Consider the following 26181-nt stretch of genomic DNA (forward strand, 5'->3'; position numbering starts at 1 on the left):
TCATGTCGGTAACGGACCGGGTCAGGCCCCAGAGCCAACTGGCTGACGAGGAGATACCCGGCAAGAGGAGCGTCCGGCGGCTCGCGTTCTCGCAACGGATGTCTCGGTGGGACGTCAAACTTTCGCCCTACCTCTACATCTCGCCGTTCTTCCTGCTGTTTGCCCTCACGGGACTCTTTCCGCTGCTCTACACAGCCTGGGTGTCCCTGCACAACTGGAACCTGATCGGCGGGCAGGGCAAGTTCGTCGGGACGGAGAACTTCGGCTTCGTCCTCGCGCAGCCGTACTTCTGGAACGCGGTAGGAAACACGCTGAGCATCTTCCTGCTTTCGTCCGTGCCGCAGGTGGTGCTGGCGCTGCTGATTGCGGCCGCGCTGGACGCCAACCTCCGGGCCAGAACGTTCTGGCGGATGGGCGTCCTGGTGCCCTTTGTCGTCGCCCCGGTGGCGGTCGGGCTGATCTTCAACAACCTGTTCGCCGACCAGTTTGGCCTCGTGAATGAGCTGTTGGCACTCGTCGGCCTTGACCCGGTCCGCTGGCACTCCGAGCAACTCGCCAGCCACATTGCCATCGCCACGATGGTGAATTTCCGCTGGATCGGCTACAACGCACTGATCTTCCTTGCCGCCATGCAGGCCATCCCCCGCGATGTCTTCGAAGCCGCCACCATCGACGGCGCCGGCCGGGTCAGGCAGTTCCTGTCCGTGACGGTTCCGATGCTCCGGCCCACCGTGATTTTCGTGGCCATCACGTCCACGATCGGCGGGCTGCAGATTTTCGACGAGCCGCGGGTGTTCGACCAATCCGGGCTCGGCGGCGCCGACCGGCAGTGGCAGACGCTGACCATGTACATCTGGGAACTGGGCTGGGGACAGCGCAATTTCGGCAGGGCATCTGCGGTCGCGTGGCTGCTGTTCCTGATGATTGTGCTGATTGCCCTCCTGAACTATCTACTCACACGGCGTATCGCCAGCCAGGGAGGCCGCAAATGAGCTCCATCCCCATGATCCGGCAAACCGCCGGCAAAGGTGCGGCCAAGGCGGCGGCCAAGCGGCCGAACCGCATAACCGGCCGGCCGCGCAACCGGGGCGGCGCAGGCGGTCAGCGCCGTCCCGGGGCGCTGACCTACAGTGTCCTCGGCACGGTCCTGCTGGCGTCGCTGTTCCCGCTGTATTGGTCGTTCCTGGTGGGCAGCCATGACAGCACGGTGCTCAGTCGCGGTGTCCCGGTCCTGCCGGGCGGGAACTTCGTGGCCAACGCCGCGAAAGTCTTCGACAGCATCCCGTTCTGGAAGGCCATGGGCAACAGCGTCCTGGTGTCCACGGTCACGGCCGCCTCGGTGGTGGTTTTCTCCACCCTGGCGGGCTTCGCGTTCGCGAAGTTGCGCTTCCGGGGCAGCAGGGGGCTTCTGGTCTTCGTGATCGCCACAATGGCGGTGCCCACCCAGCTGGGCGTGGTTCCGCTGTTCATTGTGATGGCCAAGCTGGGTTGGACCGGTTCCCTCTGGGCGGTGATCCTCCCCGGCGTGGTGACGGCCTTCGGGGTGTTCTGGATGACCCAGTATCTACGGGACGCCCTCCCGGACGAACTCATTGAGGCCGTCCGGGTGGACGGGGCCTCCATGATCCAGGCCTTTTGGTATGTCGGCTTCCCCGCGGCGCGACCGGCCGCGGCGATGCTGGCGCTTTTCACCTTCGTCGCGACCTGGACCAACTTCTTCTGGCCGTTCATTGTGCTGGACCCTTCCAACCCGACCCTCCCGGTGGCGCTGCAGCTGCTGCAGGCCGCACACTTTGTGGACTATTCGGTGGTGCTGGCAGGTGCCGTGCTGGCCACCGTCCCGTTGCTGCTGCTCTTCATCGCCGCCGGTCGCCAACTCGTTTCAGGAATTATGCAAGGAGCAGTCAAAGGATGAGCACCACCGAGCTAACTTTCCCCGACGGATTCCTCTGGGGCGCGGCCACGGCCGCCTACCAGATCGAAGGAGCCGCCCACACCGGAGGGCGGAAGGACTCGATCTGGGACACCTTCGCCCGGGTTCCGGGCGCCGTGGCAGACGGCCACAACGGTGACGTGGCGTGCGACCACTACCACCGCTCGGGCCAGGACGTGGAGTTGATGACGTCGCTGCACCTAAAGGCGTACCGTTTCTCGACGTCGTGGGCACGTTGCATGCCCGACGGCAGGACGCCGAACCCCGAGGGGATCGCGTTCTACTCCCGCTTGGTGGACGAACTCCTCGCCGCAGGCATCACACCCTGGCTGACGCTTTACCACTGGGACCTGCCGCAGGCCCTGGAGGATGAGGGAGGCTGGGCCAACCGCGAGACCGCCCGGCTGTTTGCGGACTACGCGGCCGTGATGCACGAGGCCCTCGGCGACCGGGTCCGCATCTGGACCACGCTCAACGAGCCGTGGTGTTCGGCGTTCCTCGGCTACGCCGCAGGCGTCCACGCCCCGGGACGGCAGGAACCGCGGGCAGCCCTCGCCGCTGCCCACCATCTCCTGCTCGGGCACGGGCTCGCCGTCAGGGAACTGCGCCGGCGTGATCCGGCAGCGAGCCTTGGCATCACCCTGAACCTCACTGTCGCCGATCCTGCCGACCCCGGCTCCGCGGAGGACCGGGATGCGGCCCGCCGGATCGACGGGCTGCACAACCGGATCTTCCTCGACCCGATCTTCCGTGGCCAGTACCCCGCGGACGTGCTGGACGACGTCGCCGGATTCGGCTTCGACACCGTGGTGCAGGACGGTGATTTGGCTGTCATCTCGGCGCCCGTGGATTTGCTGGGGGTCAACTATTACCAGGGCGAGGCGCTGACCAAGGCGGCGGCAGCCGAAGAACGGGTCCAACCGGACACCGTGACCACCACGGCGCAGGCCGCCCCGGCGTCGGCCGACAGGCGTGAGGCAACGCCGTTCGTTTCCGCGGAGGACGTGCACTCCGTGCCGCGCGGGCTGCCGGTGACGGGGATGGGCTGGGAGGTGCAACCCGAGGGGCTGTACCGGTTGCTGACCCGGCTGCAGCTTGAGTACACCGGCCCGGCCGGCATCCCGATCTACATGACGGAAAACGGCGCCGCGTACCCGGACGCTCCCGACACCGACGGCTTCGTCGATGACCAGGAGCGGTTGGCCTTTTTCGACGCGCACCTGCGCGCAGTGCGCTCCGCGATCGACGCCGGCGCCGACGTCCGCGGCTACCTCGCCTGGTCGCTGCTGGACAACTTCGAGTGGGCGTACGGCTATCACCAACGTTTCGGTCTGGTCCGGGTGGACTATGAAACCCAGCAGCGGATCCCGAAGGCCAGCGGACTCTGGTACTCGGGGGTGGCGGCGGCGAACGCCTTGCCGGCACGGTAGGGCCCGTCCCTGCGGAGACCGGGCATGTCGTATTCTCAAAGTGATGAGCGAACAGAAGCACGCGGGTCTCCGGGCCGGACCGGCGAGACTTAGCCCCACCCTTGAAGACCTCGCGACGGCGGCGGGAGTGTCACGCTCCACCGCCTCCCGGGCCATCAACGGCGGCTCCCGGGTCAGCCCGGAAGCTCAGGCCGCGGTGGACGCTGCGGTCATCTCGCTGGGCTACACCCCGAACCGGGCCGCGCGCAGCCTCGTCACCCGCCGGACTTCCTCGATCGCCCTGGTGATCAACGAACCCGATGCCCGGGTCATGATGGACCCGTTCTTCGCGGCCGTCATCACCGGGGTGACGGAGGCGTTGCGTGAGACCGAAATGCAGCTGGTCCTGCTGATGTCCCGGGCCGGCGGCGATCCCTCCCGGACGCTTCGGTACCTGCGTGGAGGCCACGTCGACGGTGCCATTGTCGTCTCGCACCATAAAGCAGACGGCTGGACCGAGGAGCTTGCCGCCGCGGGGCTGCCCACTGTCTTCATTGGAAGGCCGTGGGATACCGGGCTGGGGATCCACTACGTTGACGTGGACAGCTTCGAAGGCGGCCGCCTGGCCGCGCTTCACCTTGCGGCAGCCGGGCGCACCCGGCTGGCAACCATCACCGGACCGCTCGATATGACGGCAGCCGCGGACCGGCTGGAGGGATGGCAAGCGGGCCTCAGGGAAGCCGGGCTGCCGCCGGGGCCGGTCGCGCAGGGGGATTTCACCCCTGCCGGCGGCACCGAAGCGGCCGAACGGCTGCTGGCCGAGGACAGCAGTGTGGACGGCATTTTCGCTGCGTCCGACCTCATGGCCCGCGGTGCCATAACGGCCCTGCTGGCCGCCGGGCGCACGGTGCCCGGGGATGTCGCCGTCGTCGGCTTCGATGACCACCTGGCCGCGCCGGGCGAGCTGCCCCTGACCACGATCAACCAGCCCACGGTAGAAATGGCAGCCCAGGCGGGCCGCCTGCTTCTTGCGGACATCGAAGATCCGGGGACGGGCCGGGACCCGCTGATATTCCCGGCCCGCCTCGTCGTCAGGGAAAGCAGCACCCCCGGCTAGGCCGGGAATTTCCAGCGAGCAGGCAGGACCGGCCGCTTAGCGGCCGTGCCGGCCGTGATCCCGCCACTTGTCCGAGTCGACTACCTGGACCGCTACGCCGAGGTTGCCCTTCTTGAGGCTGCCCCAGGCGTAGACAATCGTGTTCTTGCCCGCGGCGACCGGAATGTCCGCCGGGCCAATCAGGGGCTTGGTGGTCCCGGCGGCCGCGACCGAGGCGGACACCTTCCCGGCCTTCAGCGTCAGCACTTCCTGGTCCGGGTTCGTCAGGTCCTCGATCACGGCAGTCTTGCCGGCAAGGACGTCGACGGCGGGCGCCGCGGCCACGTGCCTGACCGTCAGCTTCCCCTCACCCCGAGGGCTGGGCGAGGTGTCGTTCTTGAACAGGGTGGCGGTGGGATCCCCGTCCTCATCCAGGTGGGCCACGGCGGTGTAGTTCCGGCCCTCCCTGAGCTTGACCTCGACCGGGCCGATCACCGCGTCGTCGGCGCTCTTGGCGTTGGCGGCCGTGACAGCAATCTTGTAATTGCCGCCCTCGAGCTTCAGCGGGCCCGCGAGCTTGCCGGGCTTGAAGTCGTCCAAGGTGAGCTTGCCATTCACCCATACGTCCACGGTCAGGCCGGGGACTCCGTGCAAAACGGACAGGACGGCATCGTCGCCGTGGTGCCTGCCGCCGTCGTGCTTCCCGCCGGCCTGGGCCGGGGCGGCAAACGCGAGGGCGGCCGCCATCGACACGGCACCGGCGGCATAAACGGTTTTACGCATTTCAAACTCCTCATTGAGTTGCCCGGATCCGGGCGGTGATTTGCTTACACCGTTACTACCGGCCGGCGCCCCTCTTTGGATGCAGACGGTCGGACCTTTTGCCCCGGCCCGCTCAGCCCTTGCGGTCCAGCAGCAGGTTGGTGATCCGCAGCGTGCAGAGCCGCTCCCCGGCCTCGTTGGTGATCAGCACCTCGTGGGTGGTCACCGTGCTGCCGAGGTGGATCGGGGTGGCGGTTATCGTGACCAGCCCCTCGCGGGCGGACTTGTGGTGCGTGGCGGAAACGTCCACGCCCACGGCGGTCTTGCCCAGGGTGCTGGCGTGGATCACCGAGGCCCACGAACCCACGGCCTCGCCGACGGCCAGTGAGGCGCCGCCGTGCAGCAGGCCGAAGGACTGGCGGTTGCCTTCCACCGGCATGGTTGCCACGACGCGCTCCACGGACTGCTCAACGATCTTGACCCCCATCTTCTCGTCAAGTTCACCGAGGGTGATTTTCCACAGCTCGGTACCACTTTGAATGTTGCGGGGGTCGGGCGTCATTGCGTCTCCTCTGGGGCTCTGGCCTGTCATGGGCCGGTCGGGCCCGCCGCTACTAGTGTGCCGCAGGGCTCCTTCATGTACTGTAGACATATTACCGAACGGACGGTCAGTAATGCGCTGGCCGTGTCGATCTTGCCCCGCGTTGGAAGGACCCGTCAACGATGACCACCACTGCAACAGCTCCGGAACCCTCAGTGGGCACCGTCGAGATCGTCCCCAGCTTCATCCGCAACTCGTGGTGGACCCCCGACGCAGCCTCTGCCGCCGGAGCCGCCTCCGTCCTGGACGCCAGCACCGGCGAACTCCTGGCAAAGGTGAGCACCGAGGGCCTCGACCTCGCCGCCGTCGTCGACTATGGCCGCACCACCGGCCAAGCGGAACTGGGGAAGCTGACCTTCCACCAGCGCGCCCTCAAGCTCAAGGAACTGGCGCAGTACCTCAACGGCCGCCGCGACGAGTTCTACGCGCTCTCCGCGCAGACCGGCGCCACCAAGATCGACTCGATGATCGATATCGACGGCGGCATCGGCGTGCTCTTCACCTTCGGCTCCAAGGGCCGGCGCGAGCTGCCCAACGCCCAGGTGGTGGTGGACGGGCCCATGGAGGTGCTGTCCAAGGACGGTTCCTTCGCCGGCGAACACATCTACACCCGGATCCCCGGTGTCGCCGTGCAGATCAACGCCTTCAACTTCCCGGTCTGGGGCATGCTCGAGAAGCTCGCCCCCGCCTTCATCGCCGGCGTCCCCACCATCGTCAAGCCAGCCACCCCCACCGGCTACGTCGCCGCGGCCGTGGTGAAGGCGATCGATGAATCCGGCATCCTGCCCAAGGGCTCGCTGCAGCTGGTCTCCGGCTCGGTCCGCACCCTGTTGGACCACCTCGACTACCGCGACCTTGTCGCCTTCACCGGTTCGGCCTCCACCGCCAACACGCTCAAGTCCCACCCCAACGTGGTCAAGGGTGGCGTCCGCTTCACCTCCGAAACCGACTCCCTCAACGCCGCCATCCTGGGCCCGGACGCGGTCAAGGGGACCCCGGAATTCGACGCTTTCATCAAGTCCCTCGTCACCGAGATGACCGCCAAGGCTGGCCAGAAATGCACCTCGATCCGCCGCGCGATCGTGCCGCAGAACCTGGTGTCAGACGTCGTCGCCGCCGTGGGGGAGCGGATCACCGAACGCGTCGTGCTGGGAGACCCGCGCGCCGAGGGCGTCACGATGGGCGCCCTCGCCTCCCGTGAGCAGCTCGCCGACGTGCGGGCCGCCGTCCAGTCGATGCTCGACGCCGGGGGCGAGCTCGCCTATGGCACCCTCGACTCGCCGAAGGTCACCAGCGCGGACGGGAGCGTCGGCGTCGTCGACGGCGGAGCCTTCATGTCCCCGGTGCTGCTGAGCTGGGCCGACCCCGAAGCCGAGGAGGTCCACTCGCTCGAGGCCTTCGGCCCGGTCTCCTCCGTGATCGGCTACACGGACCTCGCCGACGCCGTCCGCCTCGCCGCGCGCGGTGGCGGCTCGCTGGTCGCCTCGGTCTGCACCAACGATCCGGCGGTGGCCCGCGAGCTCGTCACCGGCATTGCGGCCCACCACGGCCGCGTCCTCATGCTCAACCGGGAGGACGCCCGCAGCTCCACCGGCCACGGCTCCCCGGTCCCGCACCTGGTCCACGGCGGCCCGGGCCGTGCCGGCGGCGGCGAGGAACTGGGCGGCATCCGCTCGGTCATGCACCACATGCAGCGCACCGCCATCCAGGGCTCGCCCAACATGCTCACGGCCGTCACGGGCGTCTGGCACACCGGTGCGGACCGCAACTACACCCTCGAGACCGAGGGCCAGCACCCGTTCCGGAAGCACCTGAGCACGCTGCACATCGGCGACGCCATCCGCTCCGATTTGCGCGAGGTCTCGCTGGAGGAGATCACCAAGTTCGCGAACTCCACCGGCGACACCTTCTACGCCCACACGAACCAGGAAGCGGCGGCAGCCAACCCGTTCTTCCCGGGCATCGTGGCGCACGGCTACCTGCTCCTCGCCTGGGGTGCCGGCTTGTTCGTGGAGCCCGCGCCGGGTCCGGTCCTGGCCAACTACGGCCTGGAGAACCTGCGCTTCATCACGCCCGTCGCGGCCGGTGACTCCATCCGCGTCACCCTGACGGCCAAGAAGATCACCCCGCGCGAGACCGACGAGTACGGCGAAGTGGCCTGGGACGCCGTCCTGACCAACCAGAACGATGAAATCGTCGCCACCTACGACGTCCTGACCCTCGTCGAGAAGTAACCCCTCGCCCCGCCCGTTGCTCTATCACTTATGGCTGCCGCGACGTTCGAATGGCAACCCACAGGTGATAGAGCAACCGCGGAGGGGCGGGTCTTTCCACCTTGCCCCGGCGTAAAATCGTGCTCGTAGGAGGTGGCGAAATGTCCCTAGCACTCAACAAAGCCACAACAGTCCTGCCAGTCGATGATGTAGCGCGTGCCCGGCATTTCTATGCGGACACCCTGGGGCTCCCGCACCGTGGCGTGGCAGACGACGGAAGTGAACTATTTGGTTCAGAAGGCGGCCCGATGCTGCAACTGATGCCAGTCAAGGATGGAAAGCATTCGGAGCACACCACCCTGAGTTTCGAAGTCAGCGAGATCGAACGCACCGTGAGGGAAATGGAAGCCAGGGGCGTCACGTTCCAGGACTACAACCTCCCTGATCTCAAGACCGAGAACCACATTTGCACAACGGATTCCGAGAAGTGCGCCTGGTTCATGGACTCCGAGCACAACATTCTCTGCGTGCACGAGAACATCACCACGGCAGCCGACTACCAGCTCTGAGCGGCGGCTCCGGGCTCCCGGCTGCGGGCTCCCGCTGCAGAACGGAATTGCGGAACGGAATCATAGAACAGCGCCCCGGCCTGCCGGGGCGCTGTTCTATGTCCCGGGCCGGGGCCGCGGCTAGGGCCGGTCGGTCCTGTCCCCGGGACGCACCCCGGGTGTAGCTTGAGACCAGATTCCCGGATGGCGGAGGCGAGGCGCAGACATGACTGAGTCGTCTTCCGGGCCGGTATCCGAAACCCTGGTCCGTCGCGTCGTCTGGTTCCCCACCACCCGGGCCGGCAAGGTGGCTCTGACGCTGGCCTACCTCACGGTGCTCTCGCCCGTCTGGGTGCTCCTGGTCCTGGGGCAGGCCGTGTTCAGGGCGGGAGCCGCCGACGACGTGGTGGTAGCCATGCTGGTGGGTTCCGTCGCGGCGCTCTGGACTGCCCTGCTCCGGGCGAAGGAACGCTCCCTCCTGGTCGCGGCCTTTACCGTGCTGCTGTCGGCTGCGCTGATGTATTTCCTTGGCTGGCTCACTTCGACCCCGGGCGGGGCGGCCCCGTGACGTCGCCTTCCAAGGCGCGCGGCCGCAAGATTGCCTGGCTGCCACGCACCCGCATCGGCAATGTGGCTCTGGTCCTGGACCTCGCGATGGCTGCTTTCCCGGTCTGGGTCCTGCCGTCCTGGTACCTCGTGACGTTACTGGTGGGTGCCGGCGGCATGTTCGAGTCGCCCCGGGCGGTGGTCGCGAACAGCGTTTTTCAGGGCCTCGTGGTGGCCGGCACGCTGGTGGTCAACCTTGCAGCGTTGCTCCGCGCCAAGGACTACTCGATCCTGCTTGGGCTGGCAGTGCTTCCGCTGTCCGCCGTGTTGCTGTACATGGGCTGGTTCGTGGCCGTGAACGGGTTTCCCGGCCTTGCGGGGGCAGGTTGACACGGACCCGCCGGGCTTTGAGGGCGACACCGCCTGCCCGCGGCCGTTAACGGTGCCCCCGGAGGCGGCGTCAGGCTTTGCTGGGGACGTGGAGGCCGTGGAACGCCATGGCGACGACGTCGTCGGCCAGCTTCTCGGGGGAGAGGGACCCGCCGGGCTTGTACCACTCAACGATCGAGTTGATGGTGCCGAACAGCAGGCGGGTGACGGTGCGGGGGTCGATGTCCTGGCGCAGCGAGCCCTCGTCGCCGGCGGCCGAGATCAGGGCGGCCACCTTGTGGTCGAACGTGCGCCGGCGTTCCAGGGCGTCCCGCTCGATCTCGGTGTTGCCGCGCAGCCGCAGCAGCAGGGTGACGAACGGCAGCCGTTCCACCAGGACGGAGATGGTCTCGCGGACCACGAATTCCAGCCGGGCGTCGGCCGAGCCGGTCCGCGCCTCAGGCCGGTCCAGGATGGCTTCGAGGCCGCCGAGGGCATGGTCGAGGGCGAGTTTGAGCAGATCGCCCTTGGACGGCACGTGGTGGTAGATCGCGGACTTGGAGATGCCCAGGTTCTCGGCGAGGATGCCCATCGAGGTGGCGTCATAGCCGTGGCGGTTGAAGACATCGACGGCGATCAGCAGCACCGACTGCTGGTCATAGCCGGGACGGCCGCGCTTGGTGGTGGTTGCTGTGCTGGGCATACTCGCTAGTTTCTCATGAACGGTCGGTCGGCCCGGCAGCGTGGCCTCGAAGGACACTCCTGCCGGGCCGGCCGGTGGCTGGACAAACGGGGCGGGTCAGGCCTTGGGGCGCATGTCGTAGATCCGGCGCAGCTTGCCGTTGGAGCGCTCCAGTGAACCGGGCTCGACGACGTCGACGGTGCAGGAGGAGCCGACGTGGATCTTGATCTGCTGCTGCAGCACCTTCGCCGCCGTCGCGCTGCCCTCGACCGTGACCGACTCGCGGCGTTCGATCTTGACGGTCAGCTGGTCCATCCGCTGCCCCTCCGGACGGGTGAGCTCCAGTTGGAAGTGCGGGCTGAGTTCGGGGATGCGCAGCGCGATTTCCTCGATCTGCGAGGGGAACAGGTTCACGCCGCGCAGGATGATCATGTCGTCGCTGCGGCCAGTGATGCGTCCCATCCGGCGGTGCGCCGGACGGGCGGTGCCGGGCAGCAGCCGGGTGAGGTCCTTGGTGCGGTACCGGATGATCGGCAGGGCTTCCTTGGTGAGCGAGGTGAAAACCAGTTCGCCGGGCTCGCCGTCGCCCAGGACCACGGACGGGTCGAAGGCGTCGATGATCTCGGGCCGGAAGTGGTCCTCCCAGATGTGGCTGCCGTCCTGGGTCTCCACGGCCTCGCCGGCGACGCCGGGGCCCATGACCTCAGAGAGGCCGTAAATGTCGCAGGCCTTGATGTTCATGGTGACTTCAAGCTCGTGCCGCATTTCCTCGGTCCACGGCTCTGCCCCGAGCACGGCGTACTTGAGCGAGGTGGAGGCAGGGTCGATGCCCTGCTTCATCATGGCGTCCGCGATGGTCAGCAGGTACGTCGGGGTGGCCAGGATGGCGTCCGGCTTGAAGTCCTGGATCAACGTGATCTGGCGCTCGGTCTGGCCGCCGGAGATCGGAATGACGGTGCAGCCCAGCGCTTCGGCGCCGGCGTGGGCGCCCATGCCGCCGGTGAACAGGCCGTAGCCGTAGGCGTTGTGGACCTTCATGCCGGGCCGGACGCCGGAGGCGCGCAGCGAGCGGGCCACCAGCTTGGCCCAGTCGGCGAGGTCCTTCTTGGTGTAGCCCACCACGGTGGCGCGGCCGGTGGTGCCGGAGCTGGCGTGGATCCGGGCCACCTCGTGCTGCGGCACGGCGAACATACCGAAGGGGTACTCGAGCCGGAGGTCTTCCTTGGTGGTGAAAGGGAACTTCCCCAGGTCCGAGAGCTCGCGCAGGTCGGTGGGGTGCACACCGGCCTCATCAAACTTCCGCTTGTACAGCGGGACTCGGTCGTAGGCGTACGCCACGGTGTGCTGCAGGCGGCTGAGCTGCAAGGCCTCGAGCTCGTCGCGGGAGATGGTTTCTTCGCGGTCCAGGACGGCGTCACTGGGGGCGAGGGCAGATTCGGCGGTGGGGGTGGTCATCTGTGTCCCTGTTTCTATTTCTTGGAGATGGTGCGGCTGCGGCCGCGGAACTCGGCGATGAGTTCGCCCGGGGCGATGTCGGAGGGGAGCCCGCCCGGGAGTGTGGTGGCCGGTGTGGAGCCGGCGGGGGAGCCTGCCGGGCCGGGGATGGCAGCGGGGTCGGCGGCGTAGATCTGGATGTCGTACAGCCCGCTGCGGCCGGTGCTGGCGCGGTGGTTGGCGACGGCGGTCAGGATCTGCCCGCGGAAGGCCGGCTTGATGAAGTTGATGTCGACGCCGGACGCCACGGTGATGGTGCCTTGCTCGGCCACGCCCGGCTTCACCGGGTTGCAGGCGAGGGCAAAGGCGGTGTCGCCGAAGGCGAAGATCATGCCGCCGTGGGCCATGCCGAAACCGTTGAGCATCTCCTGCCGGAGCGGCATCCGGATGGTGGCGTGGCCGTCGTCGAGCGCCAGGACTTCAATGCCCATCCATTCGGAGGCGTAGTCGTCCTTCAGGATGGGGTGGGTGTCACCGGAAATCGTCAGTTCAGCCATGCGTCATTGCCTCCAGCTTTATTTACCGAATGTTCATTAGGTAATCCCATCCGGGTGCCTGCTGTCAAGGGGTGTAAGTATGCTGGGACACATGGCCAAAGGAATATATGTCAGCGCGACGACGCCGGGATCCGGGAAGTCGCTCATTGCTCTGGGCCTGGCAGACACCCTGCACCGGCACGCGGACCGCATCGGCTTCTTCAAGCCCGTGGTCCACGGCCGCGCCGACGCGGACCCGATGGTTGCGCTGATGAAGTCCCGGTTCGACCTCGACGACGACCGCTGCCGCAGCGGTCTGACCTTCGCCGAGGTCCGGGGCCTGCTCGCGGAGGGAAACCGCGAGGAGATCGACTCGCGCTGCGTCGAGATCTTCGCGGAGATGTCCCGGCACTGCGACGTGGTGATCATCGAGGGCACGGACCTGACCGGCCAGGACGCCGCCGTCGAATTCGACCTCAACGCCAGGCTCGCCAACAACCTCGCGGCGCCGATGGTCGCCGTCGTCGGGGCGAAGGGCCGCACGGTGGCCGAAACCGCGGACGCCGTCGAGGTGGCCCGCAAGGAACTCCTGGCCGAGCGGTGCACCCTGCTGGCCATCATGGTCAACCGTGCCAATCCCGAGGACCTGGAGGCAATCGCCGCGGCGGTCCGCCCGGGCGCCTCCGGCCGACCGGTATACGTCTTCCCCGAACTGGAGGACATCGCGCGGCCCACCACCGGCGAGGTGGCCGCCGCGCTGGGCATCGGCCAGGTGGCCGGCTTGCCGGACCTGGAACGCGATGTGCACTCGGTCAAGGTCGCGGCCATGAACGTGGCCAACTTCCTGCACGTGCTCGACGACGGCGCGCTGGTGATCGTTCCGGGCGACCGGGCGGACGTGCTGGTGGCCTGCCTGGCCTCCTCCTTCTCGCCGGAATTCCCGGTGCCGTCGGCGCTGATCCTGACCGGCGGACTGGCCCCGGACCCCACCATCTACTCGCTCCTGGCGCAGGCCCCGTTCCCGATCTTCGCCGCCCCGGACGACACCTACGTGACCGCCAAACGCGTCTCCGAGGTGCGCAGCGAAATCTGGTCCGGCCACCGCCGCAAGGTGGCGTCAGCGCTGGGCCTGTGGGCCAAACGCGTGGACGAGGCGGAACTGCTGGAGCGGCTGCATCTGCCACGGCCGGAGCGGATGACGCCGCTGCGCTTCCTGCATGACCTGATCGAACGGGCCCGTTCGCAGCGCCGCCACATCGTCCTGCCGGAGGGCACGGACGTCCGGATCCTCCGGGCCGCGGAGATCCTGCACCGCCGGGACGTCTGCGAGCTCACCGTACTGGGCCGGGAGGCGGACGTGCGCGAACTTGCCGCCACCCAGGGGATCGACCTCGCCGGAATCAACATCGTGGACCCGGCCACCTCCGAGCTGCGCCAGGGTTTCGCGCAGAAATACGCGGAGCTGCGCGCGCACAAGGGCGTGGACCTGGCGAAGGCACTCGAGGTGATGCAGGACGAAAGCTATTTCGGCACCATGATGGTCCAGCTCGGCGTGGTGGACGGCATGGTCTCCGGCGCCGCGCACACGACGGCACACACGATCCGCCCGGCGCTGGAGTTCGTGAAGACCCGCGAGGGCGTCAAGATCGTCTCCTCCGTGTTCCTGATGCTGATGCCGGACCGGGTGCTGGTCTACGGTGACTGCGCGGTCAACCCCGAGCCCAATGTGGAGCAGCTCGCGGACATCGCCCTGGCCTCGGCCGAAACCGCGGCCCAGTTCGGCGTCGAACCGCGCGTTGCCATGCTCTCCTACTCCACCGGCGGTTCCGGGGCAGGCGAAGCGGTCGACGCCGTCCGCCAGGCCACCGAACTCGTGCGCCAGCGGCGCCCGGACCTCGCGGTGGAGGGCCCCATCCAGTACGACGCCGCCGTCGACGCCGCCATCGCCGAGTCCAAGATGCCCGGCTCGTCCGTGGCCGGCCAGGCGACGGTCTTCATCTTCCCGGACCTGAACACCGGCAACAACACCTACAAGGCGGTCCAGCAGTCCTCCGGTGCGGTCGCCGTCGGGCCCGTGCTGCAGGGGCTCCGCAAACCGGTCAACGACCTGTCCCGCGGCTGCACGGTGGATGACATCCTGAACACCGTCGCCATCACCGCGATCCAGGCCCAGTCGGCCCAGCCGGCCACGGGACAGGCCGCCGCGCCGGCCGCCGGACACGCAACCGTACAGCCCGTCGAAGCCAAGGCTTAGGAGGCCCCATGCTCGTTCTCGTCATCAACTCCGGCTCATCCTCGCTCAAGTACCAGGTCCGCGACGTCGAAGCGGGCAGCGTCCTTGCCGAGGGGCTGGTCGAGAAGATCGGGATGGGCAACGGCGGTGACGGCGACGGCGAGATTGAGGGCCCCCGCGACCACGCGGAGGCCCTGGAACAAGTGGACGGGGCGATCCACGAGGCGCTGGGTGACCGGCCGCTCGACGCCGTAGGCCACCGTGTGGTGCACGGCGGTGAGCGTTTCGCCGAGCCCGTGCTGGTCAATAACGAGATCACCCGCGCCATCGAACGGCTGAACCCGCTGGCGCCGCTGCACAACCCGGCCAACGTCCTCGGCATCCGCGCGATCGCGAAGAAGTGGCCGGAGCTGCCGCAGGTGGCCGTCTTCGATACCGCCTTCCACCGCACCCTGCCCGAACACGCCTGGCGCTACGCCGTGCCGGACGAGCTTTACACCAACCACGGCATCCGGCGCTACGGCTTCCACGGCACCTCGCACGAGTATGTGGCGCACCGGGCCGCGGCGCTGCTGGACCTGCCGGTGGACGAATTCGACGCCGTCATCGCGCACCTCGGCAACGGCGCCTCGGTCACTGCCATACGCGGCGGCAAGTCCATCGACACCTCGATGGGCTTCACCCCGCTGGAGGGCCTCGTGATGGGCACCCGCTCCGGCGACCTGGACCCGTCGATCCTGGTGTTCCTGGGCCGGGCCGGCTGGTCCGCCGAGGACCTCGATTCCATGCTGAACCGCCAGTCCGGGCTCAAGGGCCTCGCGGGGAACAACGACATGCGCTCCGTCGTCGAGGCGGCCGAAGCCGGCGACGCCAAGTCCGCCATGGCCCTCGCGGTGGCCTCCTACCGGCTGGCCAAGTACATCGGCGGCTACCACGTGGCTGTCGGCGGCGCGAAGGCCCTGGTCTTCACCGCCGGGATCGGCGAAAACTCGCACCAGTTCCGGAGCCTGGTCGCGGAACGGCTGGGGGCTCTCGGCGTGGAGCTCGACGCCGGGCTGAACCGAGAGCGGTCCAAGGAACCCCGGGTGATTTCCACGCCCGAGTCGGCCCTGCCGGTGCTGGTGGTGCCCACCGACGAGGAACGCGCGATCGCGGAGGCGACCGCCGCCGTCGTCGCCCGCTCATCGGTTGCTCAGTAACCGCCCTTCTGGCGGCTCAAAACGGCACTGCTGGGCCCACGCCGGCAGGGTTCCCTGACCGAGCTTGCGAGGGGAGGGGGCCGGCGGGGAGCAACCGGCGGGGAACGGGTCCTAGGCTGGGGGCATGACCGAACCGAACCTTTCCTTCCGGCTGCCCCTCCGCACTCGGCGGTTGGTGCTGCGCCGCTTCGAGGCCGGGGACCTGGACGCCTTCCACGCCTACCACTCGCTGCCGGAAACCGCCCGCTTCCTCCCGCGGGAGGCCAAGAGCTACACGCAGTCGATGGAGTACGTGGGTAAGTACGCCAACTTCGTCTTCGAAAAGGAGGGCGACTGGGTGGCGCTGGCAATCGAGGCTGCCGACTCGCCGGGACTGCTGGGCGAGGTGGTGCTCAAGTGGCTCCCCGGCTGCGGCCAGGCCGAGGTCGGCTGGAGCCTGGCGCCGGAAGCCCGCGGAAAAGGCTACGCGGCCGAAGCTGCGCAGGCGATGCTGAAGCTGGGTTTTGAGGACCTTGGCTTCCACCGGATCGATGCCAAGCTGGATGCCTTGAACACCGCCTCCGCGGCCCTGTGTGAGCGCCTCGGCATGCGGCTGGAATCCACCCAGGTGGACAAGTGGCACTACAAGGGCCAGTGGGCCACCGAGGTGGTCTACGCGATGCTCGCCGAGGAGTGGCAGGCCCGCCAGCCTGGGTAGGTGCGCGGGCCCGTACAACCCGGCGATTGCTCCGGCCGACAGCTCCCGACGCTCCCGCCCAGTTGTTCCCGTACCCGCAGCCTCCGGACTCCGGCGGCCCCCGAGGTCCCGCGGCTCGTCTGATCCCGGCCAGGTTCATGCAGCCATGAACTGGGCTGGAGCGTCAACGACGGCGGCCGACAACTCCCGACGGCGGCCTACGGGGCCGGCGGAGCTGAGGTCGTGGTGGCGGGCGAGGCGGTCTCTTCGCCGGGACCCGGCGCGGGGGCCGGCTCGGTGGCGCCGTCCACAGGCTGGCTGGGCTCCGGGTCGAGCGTGGCGTCCGGTGCGGGCGGGACGGTTGCACCCGGGCCGGGCTGGTCCGTCGTGGTAGGCGACGGCGAGGGTGTGGACCCGGGGGTGGCGCCCGGCGAAGCCGTTGCCGGCGCCGTCGGCGTGCCGGCCCCGCCCGGGGTGGCGCTGGGGTCCGTCCGGACGATCTCCATGATCTGTTCCTTGAACCCGTTCAGCTTGCCCTGGATCTCCGAGAGCGGAACGTTCTGCAGGTTCCGCCCGTACTCCGCGATCTGCTGCCACAGCGCGGTGAGCCTGGACATGCCGTCCGGGCTCAGCGGCCCGTCCAGCGTGAGGACCAACTGGCTGGCCAGGGCGTAGGTGAGGCACCTGAGGCAGTTGTAGTTGGCGGCGGCGGAGAGGTTCTCCGGCACGACCACATCCGCCTGGCCCACGATCAGCACCACCTGGAAACCGACTGCCACGGCGGCGCAGTCCTTGCAGCTGGCGAAGGCATACGCCTCGTTGGTGTTGCGGACGTCTTCGCCGTCGTCGGCCCACACCAATGCGAAGGCGACGTCGTACACGACCGAACCGTCTGTGGTGTTGACGGCCAGCGACTGGTTGCCGCCCTCTTCCGGTGCGGCCGGTTTGTCGAAGGGGAACACCCAGGACGGGGCCGCCGTCGTGGTGCCGGATCCGCCGGCTGGGGCAGACCCTTCCCGGGGTACCAACACCATGCTCAGCTGTGGGTCCTCGCGGGTGGGCTTCTTCGCGCCGGCCGGCCAGAGCGCCACGGTACGGCCGGCCTGGCCCTCCTTTATCGCCTTGGTCGAGGCGGCGGGAAACACAGCCGTGGTGATGTCGCTGAGGGTGCCGCGTTCGTAGGGCTGGACCGGGCGGTAGGTCTCGGCGCCGGGCCACCAGGCCCAGGCGAGGCCCGCTGTGACAGCTGCGATGGCGGCCATGGCGACGCCGCGCTGCAGTGCCTTGCCGCGGGTCCGCTGCCAGAGGCCGGTCACGAACTGCCGGCCCAGGCGCAGCAGGATATAGAAGATGCCCAGGACCGGCAGCGCAATGCAGATGATCGCAAGCCCCCGCACGGCAGCATCGGCAAAATCGCCCGAGGCGGCGCTGTGCGAGAGCATGGCCTGCTGCTTCCAACCGTTGTCCCAGGCGGTGCCGAGGATCCGCGGCAGGGTAAGCACCATGGTGACCAGGCTGAAAAGCAGCAAGGGCACGGTGACGAGCACCCAAACGGTGACCACGGCCCGGGCCCAGGGCTTGAGGAGCCGGGCCTCGGGATCGGTTTTGCGCCAGGGAATTAACGCCAGCAGGGTCGGCTTGATCCGCTGGAAGAGGTCCGGGACTCCGGTGGCGTCAGCGAGGATGTGGTACCCGTCGAACCGGACCATCGGCATCAGCTGCCGGACCATTTGCAGGATCTGGGTGACCACCACCAGCAGCAGGGCGTCGAAACCGGTGGCCCACCAGACACCCATGATGGCCACAGCCACGATGGCGTTGAAGTACAGGCCGCCCAGGTCGGTGCGGATCCGGCCGGCGCGGCCCAGCCGGTACGAATCCGTGACGTCGGTGTAGAACGCCGGCCACATCAGGTACAGACCGGTGCCCATGGCGCCCGGCGTGGCCCCTCCGCGGCGGGCCGCGGCGGCATGCCCGAATTCGTGGAAGCCGGCCGACAGTACCGTGACCAGCAGGATCAGCAGCACCAGACCCGGATTGGCAAAGGCCTCATGGGTGGCCGAGGCGAGCCCCTTGACCATCAGCACCCACCAGCAGGTCGCCAGGAAGGCGGCGGTCACGGCCACGACGATCAGCGGGTTGAAGAGTGTGGCGAAGGGGGCGGTAAGTTTCCGCGTGCGTTCCGGGTCCGTCACGGAGTACCGGAAGCGCATGCCCAGGAGCGGGTTGGACTTCTTGACTTCGGGTTGCGAGCCGTCGGCCAGCCGCAGGAGGCCCAGGGGGAGCAGTTGGGAGTCGATCAGTGTCTGGACGTTCCCCGCATTGACTGGCTTGCCGTAGGCGCTGCCGGCGTGCTGCGCGATCTCCTCCAGGCTGCGGCGGCCGTCGATGGCCTCGAGCACCAAGTAGAGCAGGCGAGTCAGCTGGATCGTCTGGCCGTCGGCACGCCGGACCAACGACGGGGCCTGCTTGTAGCCGGAGCCCTTCGTCTCGCCGATCAGCTGGACGCCGTCGGCCAGGGCCGGAGGCGGCAGGGTGCCCGGGGCGGCAGAGACCGGCGGGCCGTCCTGCGCGGACGGCCCGCCATGCAAGGTAGTCATCTAGCTGCTACTGCTGGATGTTCGACTGCTGGTCAGCCGAGGCCGTTGCCTCGCCCTCGATGTTCTGGGTGATGATCGCATCCTGCTGCGACACGGCGAACGCGTTGCTGTCGATCGAGCCGATGTTGGCGGCGACGGCGGCATCGATCGGTGCCGCAACGTTGGCGTTGGCCGCCACCGCACCGTTGATCGGCGCGGTGATGCCAGCGTTGGCGTCGAGGTTGACGTCGACGTTCAGCAGGTTGCCGTTGAGTGCTCCGGTTGCTCCGCCCACGGCGCCGTCCACGGCGCCGCCCAGGTCGGGTGCCGTGCCGTCCGGAAGGACGCCCGTGGCGTCGCCAACAGCGCCGTCCACAGTTCCGTCCGGAAGCACCCCTCCGGCATCGACCGTCGCGGTGGTGCCGCCGTCGGCCGTGGGAGCGGCCGTACCGGCATCGCCGGCGGCGGTGGGTGCGGTGGAGTCGGCGGCCTGGTCGATGCCGCTGTCCTGGACGGAGGTGGCGTTGGCGTCGGCGGTGATGCCCTGGTCGATGATGACGCCCTGGTCGGAGAGGGCCTGCGCCTCCGAGCCAGCGGAGAGGATGTTCGCCGACGCGGCGGCGTCGATCGGGGCCGCGACGTTGGCGTTGGCAGCGACGGCGAGGTCGATCGGCGCGGCGGCCTCGATGCCCAGGTTGAGGTCGGCGTTCAGATCCAGGACCGAGGCAACTTCCTTGTCCGGCAGGGCGGTGGCGCCCTCGGCCATCAGTTCCTCGTCGGACAGCCCGCTCATAGCTTGTTCAGTGCTCACGAATGACTCCAGTTCCGGCACGGTTTCCTGCTGCCCCCAGTGAGCAGTGTCTCCAACTACGTGCCTAGTGCAGGTCAATAGTAAGCATGATGATCAAATTTGGGTACACGGGAGGCTGGATATTCCGTCGGTTGCTCCGTAACGGCCCTTTTGAAGGCTCAAAACGGCGGTTACGGAGCGACCGACGGGGGAGAGGCGACGCCTACTTCAGCCCGGCGCCGGGCAGCAGTTCCGTGGCGCCGAGGGAGTCCGCGACGAAGGCGTAGTCCCAGGCGCGCTCTTTCCACTGCACGTAGCGGCCGGAGGCGCCGCCGTGGCCGCCCTCCATCTCGATCTTCATCACGATCGGCTCGCTGCCGGTGTTCACCTCGCGCAGCCGCTGCACCCACTTGGCCGGTTCCACGTAGAGCACCCGCGTGTCATTGAACGAAGTGACGGCCGCGATCTTGGGGTACGCCGCCGCCCGGACGTTCTCGTACGGCGTGTAGGACTTCATGTACGCGTACACGTCCGGGTCCGTGATCGGGTTGCCCCATTCCTCCCACTCCAGGGCGGAGAGTGGCAGTTCCGGGTCAAGGATGGTGGTCAGGGCATCCACGAACGGGACGGCTGCGACAATCGCCGCGTACTTTTCCGGCGCTAGGTTGGCCACGGCGCCCATCAGCAGGCCGCCGGCGGAGCCGCCCATCGCCGCAATCCGGGCCGGGTCCACCCAGCCGGATCCGGCGAGCCAGTCGGTGGCCGCAATGAAGTCGGTGAAGGTGTTCTTCTTGTGCAGCTTCTTGCCGTCGTCGTACCAGTGCCGGCCCAGCTCGCCGCCGCCGCGGACGTGCGCGATCACGAACACGATGCCGCGGTCCAGCAGCGAGAGCCGGGGAATGCCGAAGCCCGGGTCCATGCTCAGTTCGTAGGAGCCGTAGCCGTAGACCAGCCCGGCCGCGGTCGAATCCTGCCGCACCGAGGCGTGCCGGAGGACCGAGAGCGGGATGCGGGTCCCGTCGGACGCCACCGCCCATTCCCGGGTTGCGACGTAGTCGGCGGACGAGTAGCCGCCCAGCACCGGGCTCTCCTTGCGCAGCAGCAGCTCGCCGGCGGGCGCTTCCGCCGTCGGGAGCACAAAGTCGTAGAACCGCGAGGGCGTGAAGTAGGAGGTGTAGCCCATCCGGATGACGGGGGCCTCATAGTCGGAGCCGGCCACCCCGGCGGTGTACAGCTCCTCGTCAAAGGCCGGCTCCACGGGTGCGCCCTGGTCCGGGGTGCCGAGGCCCGCCAACGGAAGGACCTGCACCCGTTCGATCGTGTCCTTGCGGATGGACAGCACCAGATGGGTGGAGGTGACGCCGGCGCCGTTGACGCGCACCTGGTCGGAATGCGCGACAACCGTAAGCCAGTGCTGCTCGGCGGCGGGCTTGGCGAGTTCGGCCGGGTCCACGAGCGAGACCATCGAGTTGATGGCGTCCTTGTTGTGGGTCAGCAGGATGGTTTCGGACTTGTCGCCGTCCGGGCCGGTCAGCAGGAACGGTTCGGCCTCGTACAGGATGCGCTCGTCGCGGGAAATAACGGTTGTCAGCCCGGCATCGGGGTCATCGAAGCGCAGCAGGCGGGTTTCGCTGAACTCGGAGCAGCCGATGCCCAGGACCAGGTGCCGGCGGTCCGCGGAGAGCTCGAAGCCGAGCCACATGGCGACGTCGTCCTCCTGGTAGATCACCTCGTCCTCGCTGACGGGCGTGCCCAGGACGTGGGACTTCACCTGGTACGGGCGCCAGGACGCGTCCACCACGGTGTAGAAGATCCGGCTGCCGTCGGGGGAGAAGGAGATGCCGTAGAAGACGTTCTCGATCACGTCCGGGAGCAGTTCGCCGCTGCGGAGGTCCTTGATGCGCAGGGTGAACCGCTCGTCGCCGGCGTTGTCCACGGCGTAGGCATACAGGTTCCCGTCGATAGTGACCGCGGAGCCGCCGACGGCGAAGAACGGCTTGCCTTCGGCCTCAATGTTGCCGTCCAGGAGAACTTCCTCGCCCGGGATTTCGACGCCGACCTCGACGGCGGGGGGAGTCCAGTCCGCCACGCGGTCGCCGCTGTCCTGCGCGCGGACGCGGCACTGGATGCCATATTCCTTGCCCTCGACCGAGCGGGTGTAGTACCACCAACCGTCCTTGCGGTTCGGCACGGAGAGGTCGGTCTCCTGGGTGCGTCCCTTGATTTCCTGGAAGATGGCCTCGCGCAGCGGTTCCTGGTGGGCGGTCACGGCTTCCTGGTACGCGTTTTCGGCCTTCAGGAGTTCCACGACCTCGGCGGATTCCTTGTCGCGGAGCCACTCGTAGTCGTCCTCGAACACGTCGCCGTGGTGGGTGCGTGGGGCAGGGACCTTCTTGGCGACGGGGGGCTGCGGGGAAGGCTGCACGGGAGTCTGCGTCATGGACCCAATCTACCCAACCCCCGCGCCGGTCAGTTGCCGTTTTGCAGTTTGTGGGCGGCCACGTAGTTGCTGAGCTTGTTGGCGCGGAGGGCCGCAGCGATCTCTGCGGTGGCGGCGGGATCCTCGAGCACAATGGATTGCCCGTCCGCACTGGTTCCGACCCCCGCCGTCGGCAGCGTGAAGAACACGGCGCCGTTGGCCGGGATGGTGTGGAAGCTGAACGCCAGGCGTGCCAGGGCGTCCAAGGTCAGTCCCGGGGTCACCGTGATGCGGGGCAGTGCAGTGGTCGCCAGTTTGCGGGCGGTGGCGCGGTCGGTTGCGCCCTGCTTGACGACCTTGGTCAGAACGGCCTTGAGGAAGGTCTGTTGATTGCGGACGCGCTGGTAGTCGCCGTCGACGAACGCTTTGCGTTCGCGAACGAAGTCCAGGGCCCGGGCGCCGTTGAGCCGGTTCACTCCGGCCGGAAACCTGACCCCCGGGTCGATGGTCGACTCAAAGGGCAGCTTCACATTAACGTCGACGCCGCCGACTGCGTCCGTCAGGGCGGCGAAAGTCTGGAAATCGACCATGACGGTGTGGTTGACGTGCTGGCCCAGCAGGGACTCGACGGTCCGCGTCACCAGGGGGAGGCCGCCCAGCAGCAGGCTTGAGTTGATCTTGGCTTGGCCGTGGCCGGGGATGTCCACCCACAGGTCACGCATCAGGGAGATGCCGTACGCCTGCTTCCGGTTGGCAGGGATGTGCAGGAACACGATGCTGTCCGCCAGTTGGGTCGACGGCTTGCCCGCAGCGGCCGCGGCCCGCTGGTTGACCCGGCTGTCGCTGCCGACCAGCAGGATGTTCAGCGCGGTGGGCGGAGGCTCCGGCGGCGGGGTGGGCTTGGGCTTCTTGGTCGCCGTTGGTGTGGCGCTCGGGGCCGGGGTCTGCGGCGGGGCCGCGTTCTCCGTCCGCGGTGCCATCAGGAAGGCGGCCGCGGCAATGCCGGCGGTCAGCAGCAGCCCTAGGGCGGCGAACAGGATCCGGCGGCGCCGCCGGCCCGTCGGTGGCGGGGGTGGTGCTGCTGGTGGTTCTGCTGCTTCCGGCGTTGCCATGACCGGACAATATCACCGGCGGCCATGGCTGGTCCGTCTCCTCCGGGCCGCCGGGGCCCCGCGTGTCGGCTGCCGCGGCCAGCGCCGCGGTGCTTGACTCCCTTCCTGCCTTCCGCATATCCTGAACGAACGGTCGGTAATTATTTATCGGAAATGCATAGGAGCAACCATGGCATCGCAGACCCTGCAGTCAGTGCCCGCCGAGCCATCCCCGGCACGGCACGAAACGCGGCATGAAATGAGCCCGGAGGACGCGGCCCGCCGTGATGCCGAGGGGCAGGCCTACTTCGACAAGGTCATGGCGGAGGACTCCCGGATCGAACCCCGTGACTGGATGCCGCCGGCCTATCGCAAGACCCTGCTGCGCCAGATCTCGCAGCATGCGCACTCGGAGATCATCGGCATGCAGCCCGAGGCCAACTGGATCTCCCGTGCCCCGAGCCTCAAGCGCAAGGCCATCCTGATGGCCAAGGTCCAGGACGAGGCCGGTCACGGCCTCTATCTCTATTCCGCCGCCGAGACCCTTGGCCAGCCGCGCGACCAGATGATGCAGGACCTGATGGACGGCAAGGCCAAGTACTCCTCCATCTTCAACTACCCGGCCCGGACCTGGGCGGATATGGGTGCCATCGGATGGATGGTTGACGGCGCTGCGATTGCCAACCAGGTGCCGCTCTGCCGGGCCTCCTTCGGCCCCTATGGCCGCGCGATGGTCCGCGTCTGCAAGGAGGAGTCCTTCCACCAGCGGCAGGGCTTCGAGATCCTGCTCGAACTCTCGAACGGCACCCCCGAGCAGAAGCAGATGGCCCAGGACGCCGTGAACCGCTGGTACGCCCCGGCCCTGATGATGTTCGGCCCGCCGGATGACGATTCCCCCAACTCCAAGCAGTCCATGGCCTGGAACATCAAGCGCTTCAGCAACGACGAGCTCCGCAACCGTTTCGTCGGCATGATGATGGAGCAGGTCAAGGTCCTGGGACTCACCCTCCCGGACAAGGACATCCGTTTCAACGAAGAAACCAAGAAATGGGAGCATGGCCCGCTTGACTGGGATGAGTTCCACGAAGTCCTGGCCGGCCGCGGACCGTGCAACGCCCAGCGCCTGGAACGACGCCGCGAAGCCCACGAGAACGGTGCCTGGGTACGCGAAGCCGCCGCCGCCTACGCGGAAAAGCAGGCCAAAAAGCACGCAGAGAAGGAATCCGCAGCATGACAACCCCCGAACCCCACGCAGGCAACGTCTGGCCCATCTGGGAAGTCTTCGTCCGCTCCAGCCGCGGCCTCTCCCACGTCCACGCCGGATCCCTGCATGCCCCGGACGCCGCGATGGCCCTGCGCAACGCGCGGGACCTTTACACCCGCCGCAATGAGGGCGTGTCCATCTGGGTGGTCCCCGCCGACGCCATCGCCTCAAGCGACCCGGATTCAAAGGGCTCCTTCTTCGAGTCGCCGCAGGGCAAGGATTACCGGCACGCGACGTACTACACCAAGAGCGAAGGCGTGAAGCACCTGTGAGCACCCCCGAAGCAACGACTGAAGCAAACGCCCACGACGCGGGCCACGGGGACATCTCCGTCGGCGTCACCGGGGCAGGAGCCGGCGGCGACGGCATGGCCAGCGCCACCCGGATCACCCCCGGAAATGCCCTCCGCCCGGAGGACATTGCCCTGGCCGTCAGCCGCGGCACCGCCAAGCCCAGCGAAGACGCCGCCGAATTCGCCCTCCGCCTGGGCGACGACGCCCTGGTCCTGGCCCAGCGCCTGGGCCACTGGATCTCCCGTGCGCCGGAGCTCGAAGAGGACATCGCCCTGGGCAACATCGCCCTGGACCAGCTGGGCCATGCCCGCTCCTTCCTCAGCTACGCCGGCGGATTTGACGGCCGCAGCGAGGACGATCTTGCGTACTTCCGCCGCGAGCCTGAGTTCCGGTCTGTCGAGATTTTCGAAATCCCGAACGGCGACTTCGCGGTCACGATCGCCCGGCAGTTCGTCGTGAGCTATTACCAGTTCGAGCTGTACCGCCGGCTGGTGGACTCCACCGACGCCACCCTGGCCGGCATTGCGGCGAAGGCCGTCAAGGAAGTGGACTACCACCGCGACCACAGCGCCCAGTGGGTGCTGCGCCTGGCCCTCGGCACGGACGAGTCCCGCCAGCGGATGATCCACGGCTTCAAGGTCATCTGGCCCTACGTCGACGAGCTGTTCCGCGACGATGAGCTTACCCACCGCCTCAGCGAGTCCGGTGCCGCCGTCGAGCCCTCCAGCCTGCGCGCCGACTTCGACCGCCTCACCGGCGCGGTGCTCGCGGAAGCGGAACTGGAAGTCCCGCAGGTCCAGCCCGCACCGGGCGGCGGCCGCCGCGGACTCCACTCGGAACACCTGGGCTACCTCCTCTCCGAAATGCAGGTCCTGGCACGCGAATTCCCCGGAGCGAGCTGGTAACCATGCCGGACATGTACGTCAGCCACCCCACGGCCGATTCCATGGCACCCGGGCAGCAGAAGACCGCAGACCAGAAGACTGCGGATCAGAAAGCCTGGGACGTCGCCGCCACGGTCTGCGACCCGGAAATCCCCGTCCTCACCATCGAGGACCTCGGGATCCTTCGCAACGTCCGGGTGACGAAGGAACCAAACGCAGACGACGGCGGCATGGTCCCGGCCGTGCAAGTCACCATCACGCCCACCTACTCGGGCTGCCCTGCCATGGACGCCATTCGCGACGACCTCGTGACCGCCTTCAACCGGGAGGGCTATCCCAGCGTCAACGTTGAGCTGGTTCTCTCCCCGGCATGGACCACGGACTGGATGAGCGAGTCCGGCAAGGCCAAGCTGGAGCAGTACGGGATCGCCCCGCCTTCCGGCCACTCCAACGCCGTCCGGCACGCCGGGCCGATCCGCCTGTCCCTCGCCGTCAAATGCCCGCAGTGTTCATCGCTGAACACCAAGGAACTCACCCGCTTCGGTTCCACGTCCTGCAAGGCGCTGTACGTCTGCCAGGACTGCAAGGAACCGTTCGACTACTTCAAAGTTTTGTAAGGAACAG

General features: G+C 67.9%; 24 protein-coding genes. 15 read left to right on the top strand and 9 right to left on the bottom strand.

Annotated features, from left to right (window positions below):
* Positions 1-2: 2 nt before the first annotated feature.
* The 4 genes from AC1DB8_RS01775 to AC1DB8_RS01790 are packed head-to-tail and all read left to right on the top strand — an operon-like array spanning position 3 to position 4459.
* Positions 3-992: a carbohydrate ABC transporter permease gene (locus tag AC1DB8_RS01775; protein WP_441416859.1), complete on the top strand. Its 990-nt coding sequence runs from the start codon at positions 3-5 to the stop codon at positions 990-992.
* Positions 989-1915 (top strand): carbohydrate ABC transporter permease, encoded by a 927-nt coding sequence (locus AC1DB8_RS01780; RefSeq protein WP_441416860.1) that lies wholly within the window; start codon positions 989-991, stop codon positions 1913-1915. Before AC1DB8_RS01775 ends, AC1DB8_RS01780 begins: the two co-directional genes overlap by 4 nt.
* The gene (locus tag AC1DB8_RS01785; RefSeq protein WP_441416861.1) at positions 1912-3363 is read left to right on the top strand and encodes a glycoside hydrolase family 1 protein; all 1452 of its coding nucleotides are present in this window, start codon (positions 1912-1914) and stop codon (positions 3361-3363) included. Before AC1DB8_RS01780 ends, AC1DB8_RS01785 begins: the two co-directional genes overlap by 4 nt.
* 43 nt (positions 3364-3406) lie before the next feature.
* A complete protein-coding gene (locus tag AC1DB8_RS01790) occupies positions 3407-4459 on the top strand; it encodes a LacI family DNA-binding transcriptional regulator (RefSeq protein ID WP_441416862.1) in 1053 nt (350 codons plus the stop codon).
* 36 nt (positions 4460-4495) lie between these two features.
* On the opposite strand, the gene AC1DB8_RS01795 is transcribed toward AC1DB8_RS01790, so the two are convergent.
* Positions 4496-5221, bottom strand: a complete 726-nt coding sequence (locus AC1DB8_RS01795; protein ID WP_441416863.1) for a DUF4397 domain-containing protein — start codon at positions 5219-5221, stop codon at positions 4496-4498.
* A 112-nt stretch (positions 5222-5333) separates the two neighbouring features.
* Entirely contained in the window at positions 5334-5762 is a 429-nt protein-coding gene (locus tag AC1DB8_RS01800) for a PaaI family thioesterase (RefSeq protein WP_441416864.1), read from the bottom strand.
* Between the two features lie 161 nt (positions 5763-5923).
* Between AC1DB8_RS01800 and paaZ the strand changes: the two genes are divergently transcribed.
* From paaZ to AC1DB8_RS01820, 4 genes are all read left to right on the top strand, one after another.
* Positions 5924-8035 (top strand): phenylacetic acid degradation bifunctional protein PaaZ, encoded by a 2112-nt coding sequence (paaZ, locus tag AC1DB8_RS01805; RefSeq protein WP_476892023.1) that lies wholly within the window; start codon positions 5924-5926, stop codon positions 8033-8035.
* A gap of 140 nt (positions 8036-8175) precedes the next feature.
* Positions 8176-8583: a VOC family protein gene (locus tag AC1DB8_RS01810; RefSeq protein WP_476892024.1), complete on the top strand. Its 408-nt coding sequence runs from the start codon at positions 8176-8178 to the stop codon at positions 8581-8583.
* A 205-nt stretch (positions 8584-8788) separates the two neighbouring features.
* On the top strand, positions 8789-9130 hold the full coding sequence (locus AC1DB8_RS01815; RefSeq protein WP_476892025.1) for a hypothetical protein: 342 nt from the start codon (positions 8789-8791) through the stop codon (positions 9128-9130).
* Positions 9127-9498, top strand: a complete 372-nt coding sequence (locus AC1DB8_RS01820) for a hypothetical protein (RefSeq protein ID WP_476892026.1) — start codon at positions 9127-9129, stop codon at positions 9496-9498. The genes AC1DB8_RS01815 and AC1DB8_RS01820 overlap by 4 nt, the downstream gene beginning before the upstream one ends.
* Positions 9499-9568: 70 nt before the next feature.
* On the opposite strand, the gene AC1DB8_RS01825 is transcribed toward AC1DB8_RS01820, so the two are convergent.
* The 3 genes from AC1DB8_RS01825 to AC1DB8_RS01835 all read right to left on the bottom strand — a co-directional run bounded on the left by AC1DB8_RS01825 (position 9569) and on the right by AC1DB8_RS01835 (position 12150).
* Positions 9569-10180: a TetR/AcrR family transcriptional regulator gene (locus AC1DB8_RS01825; RefSeq protein ID WP_441416869.1), complete on the bottom strand. Its 612-nt coding sequence runs from the start codon at positions 10178-10180 to the stop codon at positions 9569-9571.
* 96 nt (positions 10181-10276) lie between these two features.
* Positions 10277-11614, bottom strand: coding sequence for a phenylacetate--CoA ligase PaaK (paaK, locus tag AC1DB8_RS01830; protein WP_441416870.1), 1338 nt, complete (start codon positions 11612-11614; stop codon positions 10277-10279).
* A 14-nt stretch (positions 11615-11628) separates the two neighbouring features.
* Positions 11629-12150, bottom strand: coding sequence for a hotdog fold thioesterase (locus AC1DB8_RS01835; protein ID WP_476892027.1), 522 nt, complete (start codon positions 12148-12150; stop codon positions 11629-11631).
* Between the two features lie 91 nt (positions 12151-12241).
* Here AC1DB8_RS01835 and pta point away from each other — a divergent pair, with 91 nt between their 5' ends.
* The 3 genes from pta to AC1DB8_RS01850 all read left to right on the top strand — a co-directional run bounded on the left by pta (position 12242) and on the right by AC1DB8_RS01850 (position 16258).
* A complete protein-coding gene (pta, locus tag AC1DB8_RS01840) occupies positions 12242-14383 on the top strand; it encodes a phosphate acetyltransferase (RefSeq protein WP_441416872.1) in 2142 nt (713 codons plus the stop codon).
* Positions 14384-14391: 8 nt separating this feature from the next.
* Positions 14392-15561 (top strand): acetate kinase, encoded by a 1170-nt coding sequence (locus AC1DB8_RS01845; protein ID WP_441416873.1) that lies wholly within the window; start codon positions 14392-14394, stop codon positions 15559-15561.
* Positions 15562-15685: 124 nt separating this feature from the next.
* Complete coding sequence (locus AC1DB8_RS01850) at positions 15686-16258, top strand: GNAT family N-acetyltransferase (RefSeq protein ID WP_441416874.1); 573 nt, start codon at positions 15686-15688, stop codon at positions 16256-16258.
* 197 nt (positions 16259-16455) lie between these two features.
* On the opposite strand, the gene AC1DB8_RS01855 is transcribed toward AC1DB8_RS01850, so the two are convergent.
* The 4 genes from AC1DB8_RS01855 to AC1DB8_RS01870 all read right to left on the bottom strand — a co-directional run bounded on the left by AC1DB8_RS01855 (position 16456) and on the right by AC1DB8_RS01870 (position 23137).
* Positions 16456-18837: a hypothetical protein gene (locus tag AC1DB8_RS01855; RefSeq protein ID WP_476892028.1), complete on the bottom strand. Its 2382-nt coding sequence runs from the start codon at positions 18835-18837 to the stop codon at positions 16456-16458.
* 7 nt (positions 18838-18844) lie between these two features.
* A complete protein-coding gene (locus AC1DB8_RS01860; protein WP_441417832.1) occupies positions 18845-19609 on the bottom strand; it encodes a peptidoglycan-binding protein in 765 nt (254 codons plus the stop codon).
* A gap of 220 nt (positions 19610-19829) precedes the next feature.
* Positions 19830-22046: a S9 family peptidase gene (locus AC1DB8_RS01865; RefSeq protein WP_476892029.1), complete on the bottom strand. Its 2217-nt coding sequence runs from the start codon at positions 22044-22046 to the stop codon at positions 19830-19832.
* A 29-nt stretch (positions 22047-22075) separates the two neighbouring features.
* Complete coding sequence (locus AC1DB8_RS01870) at positions 22076-23137, bottom strand: LCP family protein (RefSeq protein WP_476892030.1); 1062 nt, start codon at positions 23135-23137, stop codon at positions 22076-22078.
* A 169-nt stretch (positions 23138-23306) separates the two neighbouring features.
* Here AC1DB8_RS01870 and paaA point away from each other — a divergent pair, with 169 nt between their 5' ends.
* The 4 genes from paaA to paaD are packed head-to-tail and all read left to right on the top strand — an operon-like array spanning position 23307 to position 26174.
* The gene (paaA, locus tag AC1DB8_RS01875) at positions 23307-24350 is read left to right on the top strand and encodes a 1,2-phenylacetyl-CoA epoxidase subunit PaaA (RefSeq protein ID WP_476892031.1); all 1044 of its coding nucleotides are present in this window, start codon (positions 23307-23309) and stop codon (positions 24348-24350) included.
* A complete protein-coding gene (gene paaB, locus AC1DB8_RS01880) occupies positions 24347-24652 on the top strand; it encodes a 1,2-phenylacetyl-CoA epoxidase subunit PaaB (protein WP_028265291.1) in 306 nt (101 codons plus the stop codon). The genes paaA and paaB overlap by 4 nt, the downstream gene beginning before the upstream one ends.
* On the top strand, positions 24649-25578 hold the full coding sequence (paaC, locus tag AC1DB8_RS01885; RefSeq protein WP_441416879.1) for a 1,2-phenylacetyl-CoA epoxidase subunit PaaC: 930 nt from the start codon (positions 24649-24651) through the stop codon (positions 25576-25578). The genes paaB and paaC overlap by 4 nt, the downstream gene beginning before the upstream one ends.
* A 41-nt stretch (positions 25579-25619) precedes the next feature.
* Entirely contained in the window at positions 25620-26174 is a 555-nt protein-coding gene (gene paaD, locus AC1DB8_RS01890) for a 1,2-phenylacetyl-CoA epoxidase subunit PaaD (protein WP_476892289.1), read from the top strand.
* Positions 26175-26181 lie beyond the last annotated feature (7 nt).

The sequence above is a fragment of the Arthrobacter sp. 10N410 genome (assembly GCF_056394945.1).

Coding starts and splice junctions, on each gene's coding strand:
- AC1DB8_RS01825 (WP_441416869.1), bottom strand. CDS start 10,180: ATGCCCAGCACAGCAACCACCACCAAGCGCGGCCGTCCCGGCTATGAC.
- AC1DB8_RS01775 (WP_441416859.1), top strand. CDS start 3: ATGTCGGTAACGGACCGGGTCAGGCCCCAGAGCCAACTGGCTGACGAG.
- AC1DB8_RS01865 (WP_476892029.1), bottom strand. CDS start 22,046: ATGACGCAGACTCCCGTGCAGCCTTCCCCGCAGCCCCCCGTCGCCAAG.
- paaK (WP_441416870.1), bottom strand. CDS start 11,614: ATGACCACCCCCACCGCCGAATCTGCCCTCGCCCCCAGTGACGCCGTC.
- AC1DB8_RS01815 (WP_476892025.1), top strand. CDS start 8,789: ATGACTGAGTCGTCTTCCGGGCCGGTATCCGAAACCCTGGTCCGTCGC.
- paaB (WP_028265291.1), top strand. CDS start 24,347: ATGACAACCCCCGAACCCCACGCAGGCAACGTCTGGCCCATCTGGGAA.
- AC1DB8_RS01780 (WP_441416860.1), top strand. CDS start 989: ATGAGCTCCATCCCCATGATCCGGCAAACCGCCGGCAAAGGTGCGGCC.
- AC1DB8_RS01860 (WP_441417832.1), bottom strand. CDS start 19,609: ATGAGCGGGCTGTCCGACGAGGAACTGATGGCCGAGGGCGCCACCGCC.
- AC1DB8_RS01785 (WP_441416861.1), top strand. CDS start 1,912: ATGAGCACCACCGAGCTAACTTTCCCCGACGGATTCCTCTGGGGCGCG.
- AC1DB8_RS01790 (WP_441416862.1), top strand. CDS start 3,407: ATGAGCGAACAGAAGCACGCGGGTCTCCGGGCCGGACCGGCGAGACTT.
- paaZ (WP_476892023.1), top strand. CDS start 5,924: ATGACCACCACTGCAACAGCTCCGGAACCCTCAGTGGGCACCGTCGAG.
- pta (WP_441416872.1), top strand. CDS start 12,242: ATGGCCAAAGGAATATATGTCAGCGCGACGACGCCGGGATCCGGGAAG.
- AC1DB8_RS01850 (WP_441416874.1), top strand. CDS start 15,686: ATGACCGAACCGAACCTTTCCTTCCGGCTGCCCCTCCGCACTCGGCGG.
- AC1DB8_RS01835 (WP_476892027.1), bottom strand. CDS start 12,150: ATGGCTGAACTGACGATTTCCGGTGACACCCACCCCATCCTGAAGGAC.
- AC1DB8_RS01845 (WP_441416873.1), top strand. CDS start 14,392: ATGCTCGTTCTCGTCATCAACTCCGGCTCATCCTCGCTCAAGTACCAG.
- AC1DB8_RS01795 (WP_441416863.1), bottom strand. CDS start 5,221: ATGCGTAAAACCGTTTATGCCGCCGGTGCCGTGTCGATGGCGGCCGCC.
- AC1DB8_RS01855 (WP_476892028.1), bottom strand. CDS start 18,837: ATGACTACCTTGCATGGCGGGCCGTCCGCGCAGGACGGCCCGCCGGTC.
- paaD (WP_476892289.1), top strand. CDS start 25,620: ATGGCACCCGGGCAGCAGAAGACCGCAGACCAGAAGACTGCGGATCAG.
- paaA (WP_476892031.1), top strand. CDS start 23,307: ATGGCATCGCAGACCCTGCAGTCAGTGCCCGCCGAGCCATCCCCGGCA.
- AC1DB8_RS01810 (WP_476892024.1), top strand. CDS start 8,176: ATGTCCCTAGCACTCAACAAAGCCACAACAGTCCTGCCAGTCGATGAT.
- AC1DB8_RS01800 (WP_441416864.1), bottom strand. CDS start 5,762: ATGACGCCCGACCCCCGCAACATTCAAAGTGGTACCGAGCTGTGGAAA.
- AC1DB8_RS01870 (WP_476892030.1), bottom strand. CDS start 23,137: ATGGCAACGCCGGAAGCAGCAGAACCACCAGCAGCACCACCCCCGCCA.